The 15,809-nt window shown below is 43.4% G+C and carries 18 protein-coding genes and 1 other RNA gene; 11 read left to right on the top strand and 8 right to left on the bottom strand.

Going from position 1 to position 15,809, the window contains the following annotated elements; all coding sequences use genetic code 11:
- Nucleotide 1: 1 nt before the first annotated feature.
- The 3 genes from lpxD to lpxA are packed head-to-tail and all read left to right on the top strand — an operon-like array spanning nt 2 to nt 2,348.
- A complete protein-coding gene (lpxD, locus tag CWI32_RS07480; protein WP_100534996.1) occupies nt 2-1,072 on the top strand; it encodes a UDP-3-O-(3-hydroxymyristoyl)glucosamine N-acyltransferase in 1,071 nt (356 codons plus the stop codon).
- A 5-nt stretch (nt 1,073-1,077) separates the two neighbouring features.
- Complete coding sequence (fabZ, locus tag CWI32_RS07485; RefSeq protein WP_171063349.1) at nt 1,078-1,563, top strand: 3-hydroxyacyl-ACP dehydratase FabZ; 486 nt, start codon at nt 1,078-1,080, stop codon at nt 1,561-1,563.
- On the top strand, nt 1,560-2,348 hold the full coding sequence (lpxA, locus tag CWI32_RS07490) for an acyl-ACP--UDP-N-acetylglucosamine O-acyltransferase (protein ID WP_074382858.1): 789 nt from the start codon (nt 1,560-1,562) through the stop codon (nt 2,346-2,348). Before fabZ ends, lpxA begins: the two co-directional genes overlap by 4 nt.
- Nucleotides 2,349-2,420: 72 nt before the next feature.
- Here lpxA and CWI32_RS07495 read toward each other — a convergent pair whose 3' ends face one another.
- The gene (locus CWI32_RS07495) at nt 2,421-3,218 is read right to left on the bottom strand and encodes a YbgF trimerization domain-containing protein (protein WP_074382857.1); all 798 of its coding nucleotides are present in this window, start codon (nt 3,216-3,218) and stop codon (nt 2,421-2,423) included.
- Between the two features lie 293 nt (nt 3,219-3,511).
- On the opposite strand from CWI32_RS07495, the gene ffs reads away from it, so the two are divergent.
- Nucleotides 3,512-3,608, top strand: an RNA gene (ffs, locus tag CWI32_RS07500) — signal recognition particle sRNA small type.
- Between the two features lie 192 nt (nt 3,609-3,800).
- Here ffs and CWI32_RS07505 read toward each other — a convergent pair.
- The 4 genes from CWI32_RS07505 to CWI32_RS07520 all read right to left on the bottom strand — a co-directional run bounded on the left by CWI32_RS07505 (nt 3,801) and on the right by CWI32_RS07520 (nt 6,808).
- On the bottom strand, nt 3,801-4,412 hold the full coding sequence (locus CWI32_RS07505; RefSeq protein ID WP_100534997.1) for a regulatory protein RecX: 612 nt from the start codon (nt 4,410-4,412) through the stop codon (nt 3,801-3,803).
- Nucleotides 4,413-4,502: 90 nt separating this feature from the next.
- A complete protein-coding gene (recA, locus tag CWI32_RS07510; RefSeq protein ID WP_005096717.1) occupies nt 4,503-5,543 on the bottom strand; it encodes a recombinase RecA in 1,041 nt (346 codons plus the stop codon).
- Between the two features lie 145 nt (nt 5,544-5,688).
- Complete coding sequence (locus CWI32_RS07515) at nt 5,689-6,129, bottom strand: RNA-binding S4 domain-containing protein (protein ID WP_005096718.1); 441 nt, start codon at nt 6,127-6,129, stop codon at nt 5,689-5,691.
- On the bottom strand, nt 6,122-6,808 hold the full coding sequence (locus CWI32_RS07520) for an HAD-IA family hydrolase (RefSeq protein WP_034608527.1): 687 nt from the start codon (nt 6,806-6,808) through the stop codon (nt 6,122-6,124). Before CWI32_RS07520 ends, CWI32_RS07515 begins: the two co-directional genes overlap by 8 nt.
- A gap of 13 nt (nt 6,809-6,821) precedes the next feature.
- On the opposite strand from CWI32_RS07520, the gene CWI32_RS07525 reads away from it, so the two are divergent.
- On the top strand, nt 6,822-7,673 hold the full coding sequence (locus tag CWI32_RS07525) for a 3'(2'),5'-bisphosphate nucleotidase CysQ family protein (protein ID WP_100534998.1): 852 nt from the start codon (nt 6,822-6,824) through the stop codon (nt 7,671-7,673).
- A gap of 60 nt (nt 7,674-7,733) precedes the next feature.
- Nucleotides 7,734-8,468 (top strand): histidine phosphatase family protein, encoded by a 735-nt coding sequence (locus tag CWI32_RS07530; protein ID WP_100534999.1) that lies wholly within the window; start codon nt 7,734-7,736, stop codon nt 8,466-8,468.
- An 85-nt stretch (nt 8,469-8,553) separates the two neighbouring features.
- Here the strand turns inward: CWI32_RS07530 and CWI32_RS07535 are convergent, their stop codons facing one another.
- Nucleotides 8,554-8,994 (bottom strand): hypothetical protein, encoded by a 441-nt coding sequence (locus CWI32_RS07535; protein WP_005171181.1) that lies wholly within the window; start codon nt 8,992-8,994, stop codon nt 8,554-8,556.
- A gap of 201 nt (nt 8,995-9,195) precedes the next feature.
- Nucleotides 9,196-9,462: a 30S ribosomal protein S20 gene (gene rpsT, locus CWI32_RS07540; RefSeq protein WP_005171172.1), complete on the bottom strand. Its 267-nt coding sequence runs from the start codon at nt 9,460-9,462 to the stop codon at nt 9,196-9,198.
- A 214-nt stretch (nt 9,463-9,676) separates the two neighbouring features.
- Between rpsT and CWI32_RS07545 the strand changes: the two genes are divergently transcribed.
- From CWI32_RS07545 to CWI32_RS07565, 5 genes are all read left to right on the top strand, one after another.
- Entirely contained in the window at nt 9,677-10,342 is a 666-nt protein-coding gene (locus CWI32_RS07545) for an NAD(P)H-binding protein (protein ID WP_100357128.1), read from the top strand.
- A gap of 11 nt (nt 10,343-10,353) precedes the next feature.
- Nucleotides 10,354-10,863, top strand: a complete 510-nt coding sequence (gene rraA / locus CWI32_RS07550) for a ribonuclease E activity regulator RraA (RefSeq protein WP_100535000.1) — start codon at nt 10,354-10,356, stop codon at nt 10,861-10,863.
- A 109-nt stretch (nt 10,864-10,972) separates the two neighbouring features.
- The gene (locus tag CWI32_RS07555; RefSeq protein ID WP_100535001.1) at nt 10,973-11,755 is read left to right on the top strand and encodes a glutathione S-transferase N-terminal domain-containing protein; all 783 of its coding nucleotides are present in this window, start codon (nt 10,973-10,975) and stop codon (nt 11,753-11,755) included.
- Nucleotides 11,756-11,975: 220 nt separating this feature from the next.
- Nucleotides 11,976-12,659, top strand: a complete 684-nt coding sequence (locus CWI32_RS07560) for a response regulator (protein WP_100535002.1) — start codon at nt 11,976-11,978, stop codon at nt 12,657-12,659.
- On the top strand, nt 12,659-14,581 hold the full coding sequence (locus CWI32_RS07565; protein ID WP_005171160.1) for a sensor histidine kinase: 1,923 nt from the start codon (nt 12,659-12,661) through the stop codon (nt 14,579-14,581). The genes CWI32_RS07560 and CWI32_RS07565 overlap by 1 nt, the downstream gene beginning before the upstream one ends.
- A gap of 58 nt (nt 14,582-14,639) precedes the next feature.
- Here CWI32_RS07565 and CWI32_RS07570 read toward each other — a convergent pair whose 3' ends face one another.
- Nucleotides 14,640-15,809, bottom strand: a complete 1,170-nt coding sequence (locus CWI32_RS07570) for a ribosomal protein uL16 3-hydroxylase (protein ID WP_100535003.1) — start codon at nt 15,807-15,809, stop codon at nt 14,640-14,642.

A 15,809-nucleotide genomic window follows, 5' to 3' on the forward strand; every position in this document is an offset into this window, starting at 1 on the left:
AATGAATCATAAACAGCTTCAGTTAGCTGACCTTGCTCGCCTGGTTCAAGGCGAGTGCGTAGGTCAGGCAGATTTGCGTTTGAGCGCTTTGGCCAGTCTTGAGCATGCGACATCGCAAGATTTGGCATTCGTCAATGCAGACAAATATGTAGAGCAAGCCAATCAAAGTCAGGCAGCTGCTTTAATTGTCACTGCTGAACTGAAACAACAAATAACGTCACATCAAAACTTTATTGTTGTTGCAAATCCTTATCTGGCTTTTGCGATCCTGACCCATGTATTTGAGAAAAAAAATACCCAGCGTGGTATCGAAAGTACTGCTCAAATTCATCCTTCAGCGATCATCGCCGATGATGCGTATATTGGACACTATGTGGTGATTGGCGAGCATTGTGTTGTGGGCGCCAATACCGTGATTCAGCCTCATGTACATGTCGATAATGATGTGGAAATCGGTCAGGACTGTTTTATTGATGCGCATGTGACGCTGACGGGTGGCGCCAAAATTGGCAATCGCGTTCGTATTCATGCCAATACCGTGATTGGTAGCGAAGGTTTTGGTTTTGCACCTTATCAAGGTAAATGGCATCGTATTGCCCAGCTTGGTTCTGTGCGTATTGCCGATGATGTGCGTATCGGGTCAAACTGTAGTATAGACCGCGGTGCATTGGATGATACGATTTTGCAACAGGGTGTGATTATTGATAATCTTGTGCAAATCGCGCATAACGTCAAGATTGGTGCCAATACCGCACTCGCAGCAAAATGCGGAATCGCCGGAAGCACTACAATTGGCAAAAACTGTGTATTTGCAGGTGCGGTGGGGGTAGTAGGCCACATTAATATCGCAGATAATGTCACAATTACTGGCATGTCAATGGTGACAAAAAATATTTCTGAGGCGGGCAGTTATTCTTCTGGTACACCTATATTGGAAAGTTTGCACTGGAAACGTGCTGCTGTGCGTTTTAAACAATTAGCAGATGTGCCATTGACCCAGGTGATGAAACGACTAGATCATATGCAATCTCAAATTGAGTCCATTGAATCAACATTTAAGTTGCGTAAATAATTATGATGACAGAGTCGAATTTGCCTACATTCACGAAACCTGAATTGCCAATGAATATTCAAAAGATTCGTGAATATTTGCCCCATCGTTATCCATTTTTATTGGTTGATCGCGTGGTCGAGATTACCGAAAATGGCATTGTTGGTTATAAAAACGTCTCAATTAATGAAGAGTTTTTGCAAGGCCATTTTCCGAATTATCCAATTATGCCGGGTGTGCTGATTGTTGAAGCACTGGCACAAATCTCGGGAATCTTGGGTTTTGTGATGAACAATGAAACACCAAGTGCGGGTTCATTGTTCCTTTTTGCCGGTGCGGAGAAGGTTAGGTTTAAAAAACAGGTGGTTGCAGGCGATCAATTGGTATTAAAAGCTGAATTGGTGATGCAAAAGCGCGGCATTTACAAATATAATTGTATTGCCACTGTAGATGGCGTCGTCGCAACAACCGCGGAAATTATGGTTTCGCATCAAAAAGTCGAGCAGGCATGAGCAATAATCCCCTTATTCATCCAACTGCCATTATTGACGCATCAGCAGTCATCGCTGCTGATGTAGAAATTGGTCCATACTGTATTATTGGGCCAAACGTCACTATTGGTGCGGGTAGCAAACTTCATTCACATGTAGTGGTGGGTGGCTATACGCGTATAGGTGAATATAATGAAATTTTCCAGTTCGCCAGTGTAGGCGAGGTTTGTCAGGATCTTAAGTATGCCGGTGAAGAAACCTGGCTTGAGATTGGCGATCACAACAAGATCCGTGAGCATTGTAGTTTGCATCGTGGTACCGTTCAGGATCAGGGTTTAACCAAGATTGGCAGTCATAATCTTCTAATGGTCAACACGCATATTGCCCATGACTGCATGGTCGGTGATCACAATATCTTTGCCAATAATGTCGGTGTGGCTGGACATGTTCATGTCGGGGATTATGTGGTCATTGGTGGAAACTCAGGGATTCATCAATTCTGCAAGATTGACTCTTATAGCATGATTGGCGGAGCATCACTGATTTTGAAAGATGTGCCGGCCTATGTGATGGTGTCAGGTAATCCTGCGCACGCCTTTGCTATGAATATTGAGGGAATGCGACGTAAGGGCTGGTCTAAGGCCATAATTGACGGTTTGCGTACTGCCTTTAAACTGATTTATAAATCAGGTTTAACCACGCAGGAAGCAATCGAGCAGATTCGTAAAGATATCTTGCCGGAAGTTGCCGAAGCACAACGTTTGATTGATTCTCTTGAACAATCCAAGCGTGGCATTGTGCGCTAAAATATTTCAAGTAAAAAAGACACCTTTAAGGTGTCTTTTTTATTGCTGAATTAAGGGTTATCTAGAAGATTATTACTTAAAAAATTTAGCTTCTTCAGATTGCGGGTAATTACTGAGTAATTTGTTCTTGTACTGGGTGGCAATGGCCGGTTTTTGCTCGACGTCCTTGCTAATGTTATGCAGTTGATAAAGCGCACGCGAAGCACGGGTCGACTTTGGATAGCGGTCTGCCACAATGGTGTAATTGCGTTTTGCTTCTTCAAAATTTGGCGGATCGATGGCCAGATTGAATTCTGCTAACCAGAAATAGGCATTGCTGATATACACACTATTCGGATTGTTTTTAATAAAGTTCTGCATGGGTGCAATGGCTTTGGCTGCACCGCCATTTTTATAGGCATCTAAGGCTACTGTATAGGCTGCTTTGTCCAGCTCGGTGGGCTGTTGTCCGCTGCTCGCTGTATTGATCTCATTCGCATTTAAACTGGGAGAACTATCCTGTGGGTTGTCCTCCGTTGGGTTTTCTTCAGCCGGTTCAATTTTTTGCTGTAACAGTTCCAGGCGCTGATCGAGATCGGCATAGCGATTGGTCAGTTCGCTTTTCAGTTGGGCAATTTCATTTTCCTGTTCTTCCATTTTGCCGCGCAAGATCCGCAGATCACTTTCCAGTTGCTGGTTTTTTTGCATAATCTGCCAGCTGGTATTGGTTTGCACAGGTGTCGATACGCCGGCAGAACTCGCAGACTGGGTATTCATTGACGCTTGATTGGCAGTCTGGCTCAAGCCCCGCGATTCGATTGGAATATTGGCAAATAGCGGTGTGGTAAAGAGTGCTGTCACTGCACACAATACGGTCTTTTTAAACATCATAAAATTTCCATAATTCTTTGTGAGATACGTATCCGCTGCTCATCTTTTAAAGAAGATCATTCATATACATTGCACACATTAAAAACGGCATTTTTAGAAATTGCAACAAGGTTTTACAAAGATCATGCGAATCTGGGTGTTGATGGATTGATTGTGAAGATCGCTTGAAAATCAGCAGAAATATTAATATTGTTTTTAAAATAATCAAACGGATAGCTTGATGGATTATTTTAAGGAACAAAGCTTGCAACTTGATTAAAAATCTCTATACTCTGTTTTTGTAATGGTAGCCCTGCTGGTTACTTCGCAATTGTACTCTATGAACCCCGCCAGGACCGGAAGGTAGCAACGGTAATAGAACTATGATGTGCCGGAGCTTTGCTGGTAGGGTTGCCACCATATTTTTAAATAATAAAAACATTTTATCCCAGCCTATTAATCTCAAAGCTCACTTCTAATATCAGCTAATTTTTAATATTTTATTATCCCGATAATTCGTTCTGCTAGCGAACTGATTTTCTCATTTTAAGATCAATCTGCAAACACTTTTGTAGTGGGTCTATTAATGAATCTGAATACAAATTAATCTTCCACTTTACGGTTAATCGCCTTAATAATCGTATCCATTTCAAAACCACGGTACATCAGAAAACGGATCTGTTTGGCCTTGAGCTTCGGATCTTTAGTAACTTCCGCCCCATATTTTTTGACTTTCAGCGCATAGGCTTGCTGCACCCAGTCAGTTTCTTTCAGTTCTTCTGCGATTAAAGCCGTATCAACTTTCTTGTTTTTTAATTTTATTTTAATCTGATTGGGGCCTTTGCCTTTACGCTTTTGGCTCGACAGCATGGTTTCTGCGACACGCTGATCACTCTGATAATTCTCTCGTGATAATTCTTCAACTAATTCCAGCACTTCATCGCGATCCTCTGCATATAGGCATAGCTTCTCGATCAGTTCGGCTTTGGCATATTCCTTGCGGGTCAGTACGGCAAAGGCATACGAACGCAAACGCGAGCCAGTTAAGCCCGGTTTTTTCTTTTCATCATCAGGGGTATCAAACAGGCGCTCTTCTGAGTCGAAAGTGGGTTTTTGTTTCAATGTGTTTTGCTGGGTCGCTTGATCATCAGCATCGCCAAATTGCTGTTTTAAAGTTTCATAATCGAGCAGTTTGCTGAATTTTGCCTCTGACATCTTTCTCTCGCATTTTATCATCTACCCATCATAACAAAACGCCCCGTAGGGCGCTGTGTCGTGATGTTTAAAGACTAGGCAAATAATAGATTAGGCATCTAAAAGATCTGCTTCTTCTTTATTATCTTCTTCAGTGATCACGGCTTTGGTCAGCAGTTGCTCGCGAATCAGCTTTTCAATGGTTTGTGCCATTTCTTTATGCTCTTCCAGATAACGGATGGTATTGTTCTTACCTTGGCCAATTTTGTCGCCTTGATAAGAATACCACGCACCGGCTTTCTGCACGATTTCTTGCTGTACAGCAAGATCGATCAATTCACCTAGATGGTTCACGCCTTTGCCGTACAGAATCTGGAACAGCGCTTCTCTAAATGGAGGTGCCATTTTGTTTTTCACGACTTTGACTTTGGTTTCAGAACCAACGATCTCGTCACCTTCTTTCACCTGACCAATACGACGGATGTCTAGACGTACAGATGCATAGAACTTCAATGCGTTACCGCCAGTCGTGGTTTCCGGGCTACCGAACATGACACCAATCTTCATACGAATCTGGTTAATGAAGATCACCATACAGTTGGAACGCTTGGCATTACCGGTGATTTTACGCAGTGCCTGGCTCATCAAACGGGCTTGCAGACCCATATGCGAGTCACCCATTTCGCCTTCAATTTCCGCACGTGGCGTTAGAGCAGCTACAGAATCGACCACGATCATGTCAATTGCACCAGAGCGTACCAGCATATCCGCGATTTCAAGCGCCTGTTCACCGTGATCGGGCTGCGATACCAGCAGGTTATCAATATCTACGCCAAGTTTACGCGCATATTGCGGATCAAGTGCATGTTCGGCATCGATAAATGCACATGTACCACCGGCTTTTTGACATTCTGCAATTGCTTGCAGGGTCATCGTGGTTTTACCTGATGATTCAGGACCATAAATCTCGACGATACGGCCCTTCGGTAGGCCACCAATACCGAGTGCGATATCCAGGGTTAAAGAACCTGTAGATACTGCTTCAACAGCCTGAACGGTATTGTCACCAAGACGCATGACTGTATTTTTACCAAACTGTTTTTCAATCTGGCTTAAGGCAGCATTAAGCGCCTTGTTTTTATTCTCATCCATCTTACAACCTCAATACGATGTCACTCAGTTAGTACTCAAGTGGATGTCTTAAATTAGAGCTTTGTTCCACAGGCGTATAGTGACAGAATTTTCCCTAGTGTTCTATCAATGTCAGCGCATGTACGACACATTCTGACGCTTGAATTTAATCGTCATTATACGACCATGACTGATCAAAACTCTGACTATTTTCATTTTTAAATTTACTGATATCCCGGCGATCTTTCTTGCTTGGACGATGATCGGGACGAGCTAGATTATGCAACTTTCTTTGTGAGGTAATCAATTCCCGTCGAGCAATACTGACTTCGGTTTCTTCATACAGTTTTTGTGCCACAGGTGCAGGGCCGCGAACATCAGAAAGTTCTTTAACCAGGACAGTTTTCTTGTCGATGCCTTGCTGAATTGTCAGTTCCATGCCAACACGGACTTCGCGTGATACTTTGACACGTTCACCATTGTGGTGGACTTTACCACCTTCAATTGCATGTTTGGCAATGGAACGGGTCTTGAAAAACCGTGCTGCCCAAAGCCATTTGTCTATACGCATGCCTACCGCATCTTCGGGTAAAGACGATTTACGCATATTTTTTCTCTACCTCAGCCTGATTTAAATAAGTGATTAAATCTGTTAATTGGTGCAGCATCGGATAATTGCAAGTCTCGCGTGCGACTTTGGCCGAGGAGGGGTGCTGGATACTGAACAGGTTTTCAATCCCGTAGGCTTTGGCACCATTCAGGACTTTTTCGGTATCATCAATAAAATAAGCATGTTGCGGATCGAAGGGATGCATGGCATTCAAGCCTTGCCAGAATTCAACAAATTCTTTGGCATGCCCAATCGTTTCTGAACTGACAATCACATCAAAATAATGGCTTAAATTTAAGTGATCCAGTTTAAAGGCCAGTCCGGCACAATCGGCATTGGTGGCCAGCCAGATCGGGTAGCCATTCGTTTTAAGATAATCCAGTAATTCGAGACAATACGGGCGTAAGGCGACTTTGTCTTTATGTTCAATCTGCATCGCCAGAACATCAACTTCGACTTTAGCCGTCCAGAAGCGTGAGGAGTACCAGTTTAGGGTATGATTATGTTCCTGATAGAATGCGGAGAGGGTCGCCTGACTGTGTTCCATGCTACAGCCATGTGTGGCAGCATAACGCACAGGCAGCAACTCATTCCAGATGAAATCATCGTAGGCAAGATCAAGTAAAGTTCCATCCATATCGAAAATTATGGTAGGTTTTTCAGAGCATTTTGACATATTTAGGTTTTCTATGTTTAAAGCAATAGCAGCACCACAAGATCCGATGATTTTGCAGTTTGTGCCCATTTTGACACAAGCCTGTGAAATTTTGCGAGAAGAATATCAGCGTTATTGTTCTGGTGCGGCTTTTGATGTCATCCAAAAAAATGATAATTCTCCGGTAACTCAGGCAGACTTGAGGGTCAATACTTTTCTAACTCAGGCTTTGGCAGATATTTCAGACCTGCCTTTATTGTCAGAAGAGGGCCAAGAACATGAGCGTCGTTCATGGCCAGAATTCTGGTTATTAGATCCGCTAGACGGCACCAAGGAGTTTTTGCATCAGCGGCCTGAATTCACCATCAATTTGAGTTTGGTTCGTGGAAGTTTGACGACTTTTGCCATATTGGCAGTACCAGAACAGCAACTGATTTATTTCTGTGCAGAGCAGGGGCTGCCTTATAAATATGATATTCAGCGAGATACGTGGTTTGGCTATGAAGCAGCGCCAACAGACCAAAGAATTGCGATTGGTCTGAGTCAAAGTAGCCAGCAGAAACCGAAATATGTCGACTATTTACAGCATCTGGCCAAACTTACCGAATATACAGAGTTCAAAGCGGGCAGCGCCTACAAGTTTTGTATGATGCTGGAAGATCAGGTGGATATCTATCCACGTTTTCATCCGACTTCGGAATGGGACACCAGTGCTGGTCAATGTATGCTCGAACGGATTGGTGGTGGCTTGGTCGATTTAAAAGGGCGGCCATTTATTTATAATCATCGCGATACCTTGCTCAATGGCGGATTTATTGCTTATAAAAATAATAATATGAAAAATATTGCATTACAGGCGGTGGCTGACATGCAGGCTGAGCATTGAGCAAAATCCTGAGCATGGTATAGTGATGATTAACTCATTACCAATCCAGTTGGCTGTCACGTGTCCCTGAAACTGCTTCCACCGAGTATGTTAAGTGCAATTGATTTATTGCCTGATATACAGACGCCTGTCACCTTATTCACACGCCATTCGGTTCGTGAAGATGTTCCGGGTCAAGGTCTGGCAGGTTATGACCTGCAATTGACTGGTCAGGGGCGGGATCTGGCACAGGAATGGGGCGCTTATCTGGCTGATCAGACAGATCGTGTAATTCATCACTGTATTTCGAGCCCGATCCAGCGCTGTATTGATACTGCTGCGCTCATGATTGAAGGTGCGGATGCGGTTACCCCTGAGCAGAATACCCATCGTATTGAAATTATCGAACAGGGATTGCTGGTCGAGCCGGGCAGTTTTGTGCTGGATATTCAAAAAGCCGGTCCTTATTTTGCCAAGCAGGGCGCTCTCGGTTTTGTGAACAGTTTTGTGAATAATGCCTTGCCGGGGATGAAACAGCCGATTCATGGTGTGGTGGATGTGCTGGAACTGATTTATAACACCCATCCGCAAAATAAGTATGGGCTGAGTCTGGCAGTCAGTCATGACACGATTCTGGCAGCGATGATTGCCGTAATGTCCGGGCGTCAGGACATCAGCCGAGAAGACTGGCCCAAAATGATGGAAGGTCTGTTTGTCTGGTTCGAGGGCGATGTTTTTCTGGAATCAAAACTGAAATGGATCTGGCGTGGTCAGGTACATGAGCTAGATATTGCTGATTTTAAGCGTTCCCAGTAATTTTAATTTAATAGGTCATTCATTTATCATATAAAAAGCCCAATCGCAGATATGATTGAGCTTTTTACATATAGGTCTGTTTTTTCTAAATGTTGGCTTTTAAGCGCTGAGGATAGGCATTGAGATCAAGCAGGTCACCTGTATCATTCAGCGGCCAAAGAGGACTATTGACTGGAACCTGTTGCTGATGAATGCGACTATATTTGTCGGCGGCGATCAGTGTTGCGATGTCATGTTCCGGAAGGCTGTAAGCTGCAACGACTTGTTGGGGATAGCGGGTGCGTATATAAAAATCTACTTCATTTTCACCCTTATATCGGGCAAAGATATATTCTACTGCGGGCAAATACACACCATAGCCTAACCAGGCGTCTACGCCTTGAGATGCCTGAAGTTCAGCAGTGCCTTTCATGTTGGAAATCACCCGGCCTAAAATGTCTTTTTCACCTTGGGTCTTAAAGTATTCAATATATTGCTGTTCGATTGCTAGAAACTTCTCTAAAGATGGCAAATATTTTGTAATCATGGTTTTTATTCCCCTCACAGCCAGCGAAATAGTGACAAGCTTAAAATTATAGTGATGTAAGCAATATGATTGAGAATACCATAGTTTTTATATGGGATTATATCAGAGTAAAAAATTGAAAATAAAAATGAGAAAAATACAGAATCATTTTTTAGCAGACACAAAAAAAGCCCTAAAAAGGGCTTTTTTCATTGCAACAAATTAGTTAGCTAATGCTTTAACTTGTGCGTTCAAGCGGCTCTTGTGACGAGCTGCTTTGTTTTTATGGATGATGCCTTTGTCAGCCATGCGGTCGATTACTGGAACAAGCGTTTTGTACGCTTCAGTAGCAACAGCATAGTCATTAGTGCCGATAGCAGCTAATGTACGTTTAAGATAGGTACGAACCATAGAACGCAAGCTTGCGTTGTGTTTGCGTGCTTTAACGTTTTGACGAGCACGTTTTTTAGCTTGAGCAGAGTTTGCCACTCGTGCACTCCTTGAAATAGATTGGTCTGGGCGGGCTGAAACTCAACTGAAAACCATCATCAGAGGAATTATCACCAGCCCGTAAACAAGTGCCATATTTTGATTAAACTGAGCACCGAAGTCAAGTCTTGACATGCTTTGACAACATTTTAGATGCAGAAAAATTCTAAAGAAAACGTTAGATTAGTATTCTACCTAGGAGATCGTATAAAAAATGACTAAATCGCTGATTCATCCCATCGTCATAGGTGCCACCGGTTTGGTGGGAAAACAACTCTTAAAACGTCTGCAAGACGAGCCAACTTGCCAGCAGATTACTGCAGTGGTCAGAAAATATCAAAATGATCTGGATAGTTTGGATAAAGTCCAGCAATTGGTGCTTGAAGATTTCCTGATGCTGAATGATCAGGATGTCAGTGAGCACAGTCACGGTTTTAGCTGTTTGGGCAGTACCATGAAACAAGCCGGATCCAAGCAGGCCTTTTATAATATTGATTATACCATTAATGCCCATTTTGCCGAATTGCTGCAACAGACTTCAGCGCATTACTTGTTGTTGAGTGCGATGGGCGCCAACTCCCAGTCTCATTTTTATTATAATCAGGTTAAAGGCCAGCTAGAAGAATATGTACAGACCTTGAGTCTGGATAAGATCAGCCTGATTCGGCCTTCATTATTAATTGGCGAACGTCCCGAGCAGCGTTTTTTGGAGGATGCCGCACAGCAGGTTTATCATAAAATATCGCGTTTTATTCCGGATGGTTTTGCTTATAAGCCAGTGACAGCCGAGCAGGTGGCTCATACTATGGTCGAGGCCGCGCTGACTCAGACGGTAAAATTTGAAATTTATGATAATTTACGCATACAAAAAATGAAATGAGGGGAAACACCGTGTCTACAGCAGCATTTGTCACCTGTGACTTATTAGATGATCATCCGGAATTAGAGCTTCAAGTGGTGACACCTTGTCTGGACGGTAAATTTTTTAAAAGTTATGGGGCCCGTAAAACCTTTGGCGGTCAGATTGTGACGGTGAAATGTTTTGAAGATAACTCCCGGGTGAAAGAGTTACTGGGCACAGATGGAACAGGCAAGGTACTGGTGGTCGATGGCGGTGCATCGATGCGCTGTGCCTTGATGGGTGACCTGATTGCGGAATCTGCGGTCAAAAATCACTGGAATGGTGTAATTATTTATGGTTGTGTGCGTGATGTCGATGCGATTGCTGAATTAGACCTTGGTGTGCATGCCTTGGCGGCTATTCCACAAAAGAGCAATCGCAAGGGCGTGGGTGAGGTGGATATCTCCCTCTGTTTTGGTGGAGTCACGTTTAATGCTGGCGATTATGTCTATGCAGACAATAATGGCATTGTGATCTCTAAAACAGCCTTAGTGGCTTAATTGGCCAAGTGTTACATTAAAGAATAACAACAAAACTGATCTATACCGCGAAAGACAGGATGCTTAGATTCTGTCTTTCAGTTGAATAAAACAAAAACAGGAAAATATTATGTTGGGTCATCAAATTAAAGTTGCACAAGCTTTGGCCTCTGCAGTCGCTCAAGGTGGACGTGGCATGGTCGGTACACCATTTCCGAATCAGCCTGAAAAAGCCTTAAAGCTCTATGAATATGAGGGTTCGCCATTTTGTCGCCGGGTGCGTGAAGTCATGACTTTGCTGAATCTGGATTATGAAGTCTATCCATGTCCACGGGGTGGTACTCATTTTCGTCCCGAAGTTCAGCAATTAGGCGGAAAACTCCAGTTTCCATTTCTGGTAGATGAAAATACGGGCGATCGACTTTATGAATCGCAAGATATTATTCATCATCTGTTCAAGCACTATGGCAAAACAGGCAAGACACCCAAAAAATATGCTCACTATCCCAAAATTCCGGTGGCTGCAATTGCTGGCACAGTCATCAACGGTTTACGCGGAGGAATGGTGAATCCCAAGATCAAGGATCGGCCAACACCTGAACAGTTACTAGAATTATGGGGTTTTGAGGCCAGTCCTTATACCCGGATCGTACGCGCCGTGTTGAGTGAGCTGGAAGTTCCCTTTATTTTTCACAATGTCGCCAAAGAACGCTGGCAGGATTATGGGCCAGCCAAGTTGCGCTTAAGACCGGGGAAATATGAACCACTACCAGGCGGGAAGCGTGAACATTTACTTGAAATGATGGGAAATAATATTCAGGTTCCTTATCTGGTCGATCCAAATACAGGCGTGAATATGTTTGAATCAGCTGAGATTGTAAAATATTTAAAACAGCAATACGGCGCCGCTTAAAATATTCAGCCTATTAAAATTCTAAAATTGTGCTTAAGAAATGCCATTTACTGCGTAGATGGCATTTTTTTATGCTGGTTTTAAGCAGACGGTATTTAGAATATCCCTATGAGGCTAGAAAGAAATAGCATAAAAATGAAATAAATCATGATTTTTAGAGTTTTTTTGGTTATATTTTACTCTTCAAGGCGACATAACAATAAATATAAGGGGCGTGCTTATGACAGCACTAGAGGCAGTCTTGCCAGTACCTGTATTAATCGTTGAAGATGAGTATGTCATTCAACGACGTTTAAAAATTATATTAACCAATTTGGGCTATAGCGAAGATGTTCTGCTCTTTGCCAATAATCTTAAAGAAGCATATTTCATTTTAAAACAACAGCCGATTTCACTGGCATTGGTCGATTTGGGGCTGCCAGATGGGAGTGGGATTTCGATTATTGAAAAAATTCGCGAAAATGACGCACAAACTCTGATTTTGGTGGTTTCGGCCTGGAGTACGCAAAACAGTTTATTTACCGCAATTCAGGCGGGTGCCACCGGTTATGTATTAAAAGAACGCGATGATGTGGAGGTCACTTTGGCGATCCGCAGTATTTTACGGGGTGGCGCGCCAATTGATCCTTTTATTGCGCGGGAAATTCTCAAGCAGATTTCTATACCTGCTTCATCACCACCAGTCGAACGCAACCATTCGGATGCCGAGCAGGAAGTGCTGACCCATCGGGAAAAAGAAATTCTGTCACTGGTCGCACAAGGCCTGAGTAATCGAGAGCTTGCCGAGCAACTTTGTGTGTCACGTTATACCGTCGAAAGTCATATCAAGCATATTTACCGGAAACTGTCCGTCAGTCGGCGTACCAAGGCAGTCAGTACCGCACGGCATTTAGGAATTCTGTGATGCATCCAGCTCGTTCTGGAAGCAGGCAGCGACAGAGATTGCAATGGATCGGTATTTTGCTCTTTTGCTGCTGGCTGTGTCTGTTAAGTGCTATGAGTCAGGCGCAAGACCATTTTCAGGTTAATGATCTCTGTGATGTAAAGATTGACTACATTCAAAAGGTTCAGGTGCAAAATCCTAGCCAGATGCCTGCATCTGGCTGGCAAAGTGTCAGTTTGCCGGATAACTGGCAGCGTAACTGGAAAGATTATCATGGTGGGGCCTGGTATAAAATTGTTTGGGACTGGTCATGCCAAGACAATATTCGTCTTGCAGAACCGATTGCCTTTTCCATTGATTATATTAATTCGGCCGGCGCCGTGTTCCTGAATGGTGATTTACTCTGGTCAGATCAACACCTGCAAGAGCCATTGTCAAAAAGTTGGAATATGCCGCGTTACTGGATTTTGCCCATCAGTGGCTTAAACAAGGGCAGTAATGAAATTCTGGTTTATGTACAGGGTTATAGTTTTCAGAACGCCGGACTGGGTAAAATTGAATTTAATAATGTGCTGGTCAATAGCCAGAAGCATTTAGGCGAAATCTGGGATCGCCGCACGCTGTTTCAGATGAATATGATTTTCTCAGCAATGATTGGGATCATCTGCTTCATTGTCTGGCAATTTCGACGTTCAGAAACCACCTTTGGCTGGCTGGCACTCAGTTCATTCCTATGGATTCTGTTTATTTCCAATATGCTGACCACAGAAAGCTTTCCGTTTCGCTCCAGCATCGCGGCCAGCAAAGCCAATATGCTTTGTTTTATTGCCTATATCCACTGTTTTAGTCTGTATTTGATCCGCTTTTTAAAACAGAGATTTAAATATGTGGAGCGGGGATTTATCCTGATCACGCTTTTATTTGCTCTGCTGATTGTGATGAGTTCCTTGGATTATCTGGGGCAGGTACTGGGCACAGCATTTATTTTCTATGTGGGATTATTTATAAGCTGTATTATTTATGTGAGCTATCAGGCACTGAAAACCCGCAATGGGGAATATCTTTTCCTGATGCTGTGTCTGTGGGGGATTTTGTTATGTGTAATCGTAGATCTGATCATTTTAAGTCAAACGGCAATTAGTGATTTTTCACCTTTATCACCCTATACCTCACCGATTATTACCCTGTTTGTGGTACTGATTATGGCCACGCGGTTGAATCGTAATGTCAGGAAAATCGAAAAATTTAATAGCCAGTTAGAACGTAAAGTCCAGCAGGTCGGCGCTGATCTGAATAAAAGCCTGAACGATAAACATCAACTGGAGCTGGATAATGTCCGCTTACAGGAGCGGATTAACTTATCGCATGAACTGCATGACGGGCTAGGAGGCTCGATTGTGCGCTCTATGATTCTGGTCGATCAGAGTACTGACAGCATTCCCAACCGACAGTTTCTTTCCATGCTGAAATTGCTCAGAGATGATCTCAGACAAATCATTGATAGTGGTTCGTCTATCGAAAATAAAGTACCGGAAACCCCGCTACTCTGGATTGCCCCGGTACGTTATCGTTTTACCCAGTTGCTGGAAGAGATAAATATTGAGGTTGAATGGTTATTTCCAAAAGTCTGGCAGCGTGAACCGACCGCATTGCAGTGTTTGACCCTGATTCGGGTGGTCGAAGAAAGTCTGACCAATATCATTAAGCACAGTCAGGCCAGTCAGGCGAAAGTCAGTCTGGAATATTTTCTGCCACATCAACTCACCTTAAGTATTCAGGACAATGGCGTTGGGTTTGATGCTGAAATAGTGCAAAAAAATGGTCTGAGTATTGGGATGCGCAGCATGAAAATGCGGGTCGAACGTATGGGAGGCGTGTTTCAGATTGAGTCTGAGAAAGGGCATACAGTGATTCAGGTCGTATTAGAACTCTATCAACCCTAATCTTTGCAAATAAAAAGAGGATTATTTAATCCTCTTTTTATTTGGCTTTAGCTTAGAATTAGTCTTGTTCTGCTGGCGGAACCAGCATCAGTACCGCATCATTTAATAATGCCGCGACATCTTCCAGAATATCTTCATCAGCGAAGTTTTCATCGAGCAATATGGTTTCACCGTCTGCAAGCTGCTTGAGTTTTGTGGTAAATGCCTCAGAGATCTCAATCCCTTCACCATTGGCCCAGAACAGAACATCGCCGTCTGCTTCAGTGTAGAGCAGGCGTGAAGCCGGTTCGAGCATCAGGCTATAACCCTGATCCAGTGCTTCTTCCAGATCACCTGTACCGATTTCTTCTGCTTCTGGAAGGTTCTCTGGATATTTGGGTTCTGACATTAAAGTCATAATGGCATCTTCTAAAACATTCGAATTATGCAGTTGCTGCATGATCTGTTCTTTTAGATATTCCAGCTCATTGCCGCTGACTTCACCAATGGCTCCGACCTGGTCACGAATAATATCAACCAGTGGATTGCGTAAACTTTCATTCTCAGAAAATTTATCACCAACACGGTCCATCATATCGCTCACATTTGGCATACGGAAGCCAAAGGAAAAGGTTAGACAATCATCTTCTGCAACGCCGTAATGCGCCAAACCAGGTGGCACATACAGCAAGTCGCCAGGTGCCAGAACTTCGTCAAAATTCACCTCAATTTCAGGCAATAATTTCAGTGGCTGACCCGGAACCAATGCAGTTTCGGCATCACACATTTGTCCGAGCTGCCAGCGACGATGCCCGTAGCCTTGTACCAGAAAGACATCGTAAAAATCAAAGTGCTTTCCTACAGAGCCGCCTTGAGGTGCATAAGACACCATGATGTCATCGCGGCGCCATTGCGGAATAAACGGGAACTTTTTCCACATTTCCGACAGGTCAAATGAATAATGATCTACCGCCTGAACCAAAAGTGTCCACAGCTTGGGCATTTTCTGAAAATCAGCTTTAAGTAAAGGCGAAGATTTCACGCTCCACTGATTCGGATCGCGATCTTTTTGCTTGATTAAACGCGCAGTGACATGTTCCTCAAGCGCAAGTTCCATCACGTCATCAGGTTCAAGCAGATTGGCGATTTCAGGCATCGCATTACGCACCAGTAACGGTTTTTTTTGCCAGTATTCACTCAAAAATTGTTCAGCGGTGATTCCGCCTAAAACGTCTAAAGGTTGAGACAT

This window comes from Acinetobacter pseudolwoffii, from assembly GCF_002803605.1.
GTDB classification, from domain to species: Bacteria; Pseudomonadota; Gammaproteobacteria; order Pseudomonadales; family Moraxellaceae; genus Acinetobacter; species Acinetobacter pseudolwoffii.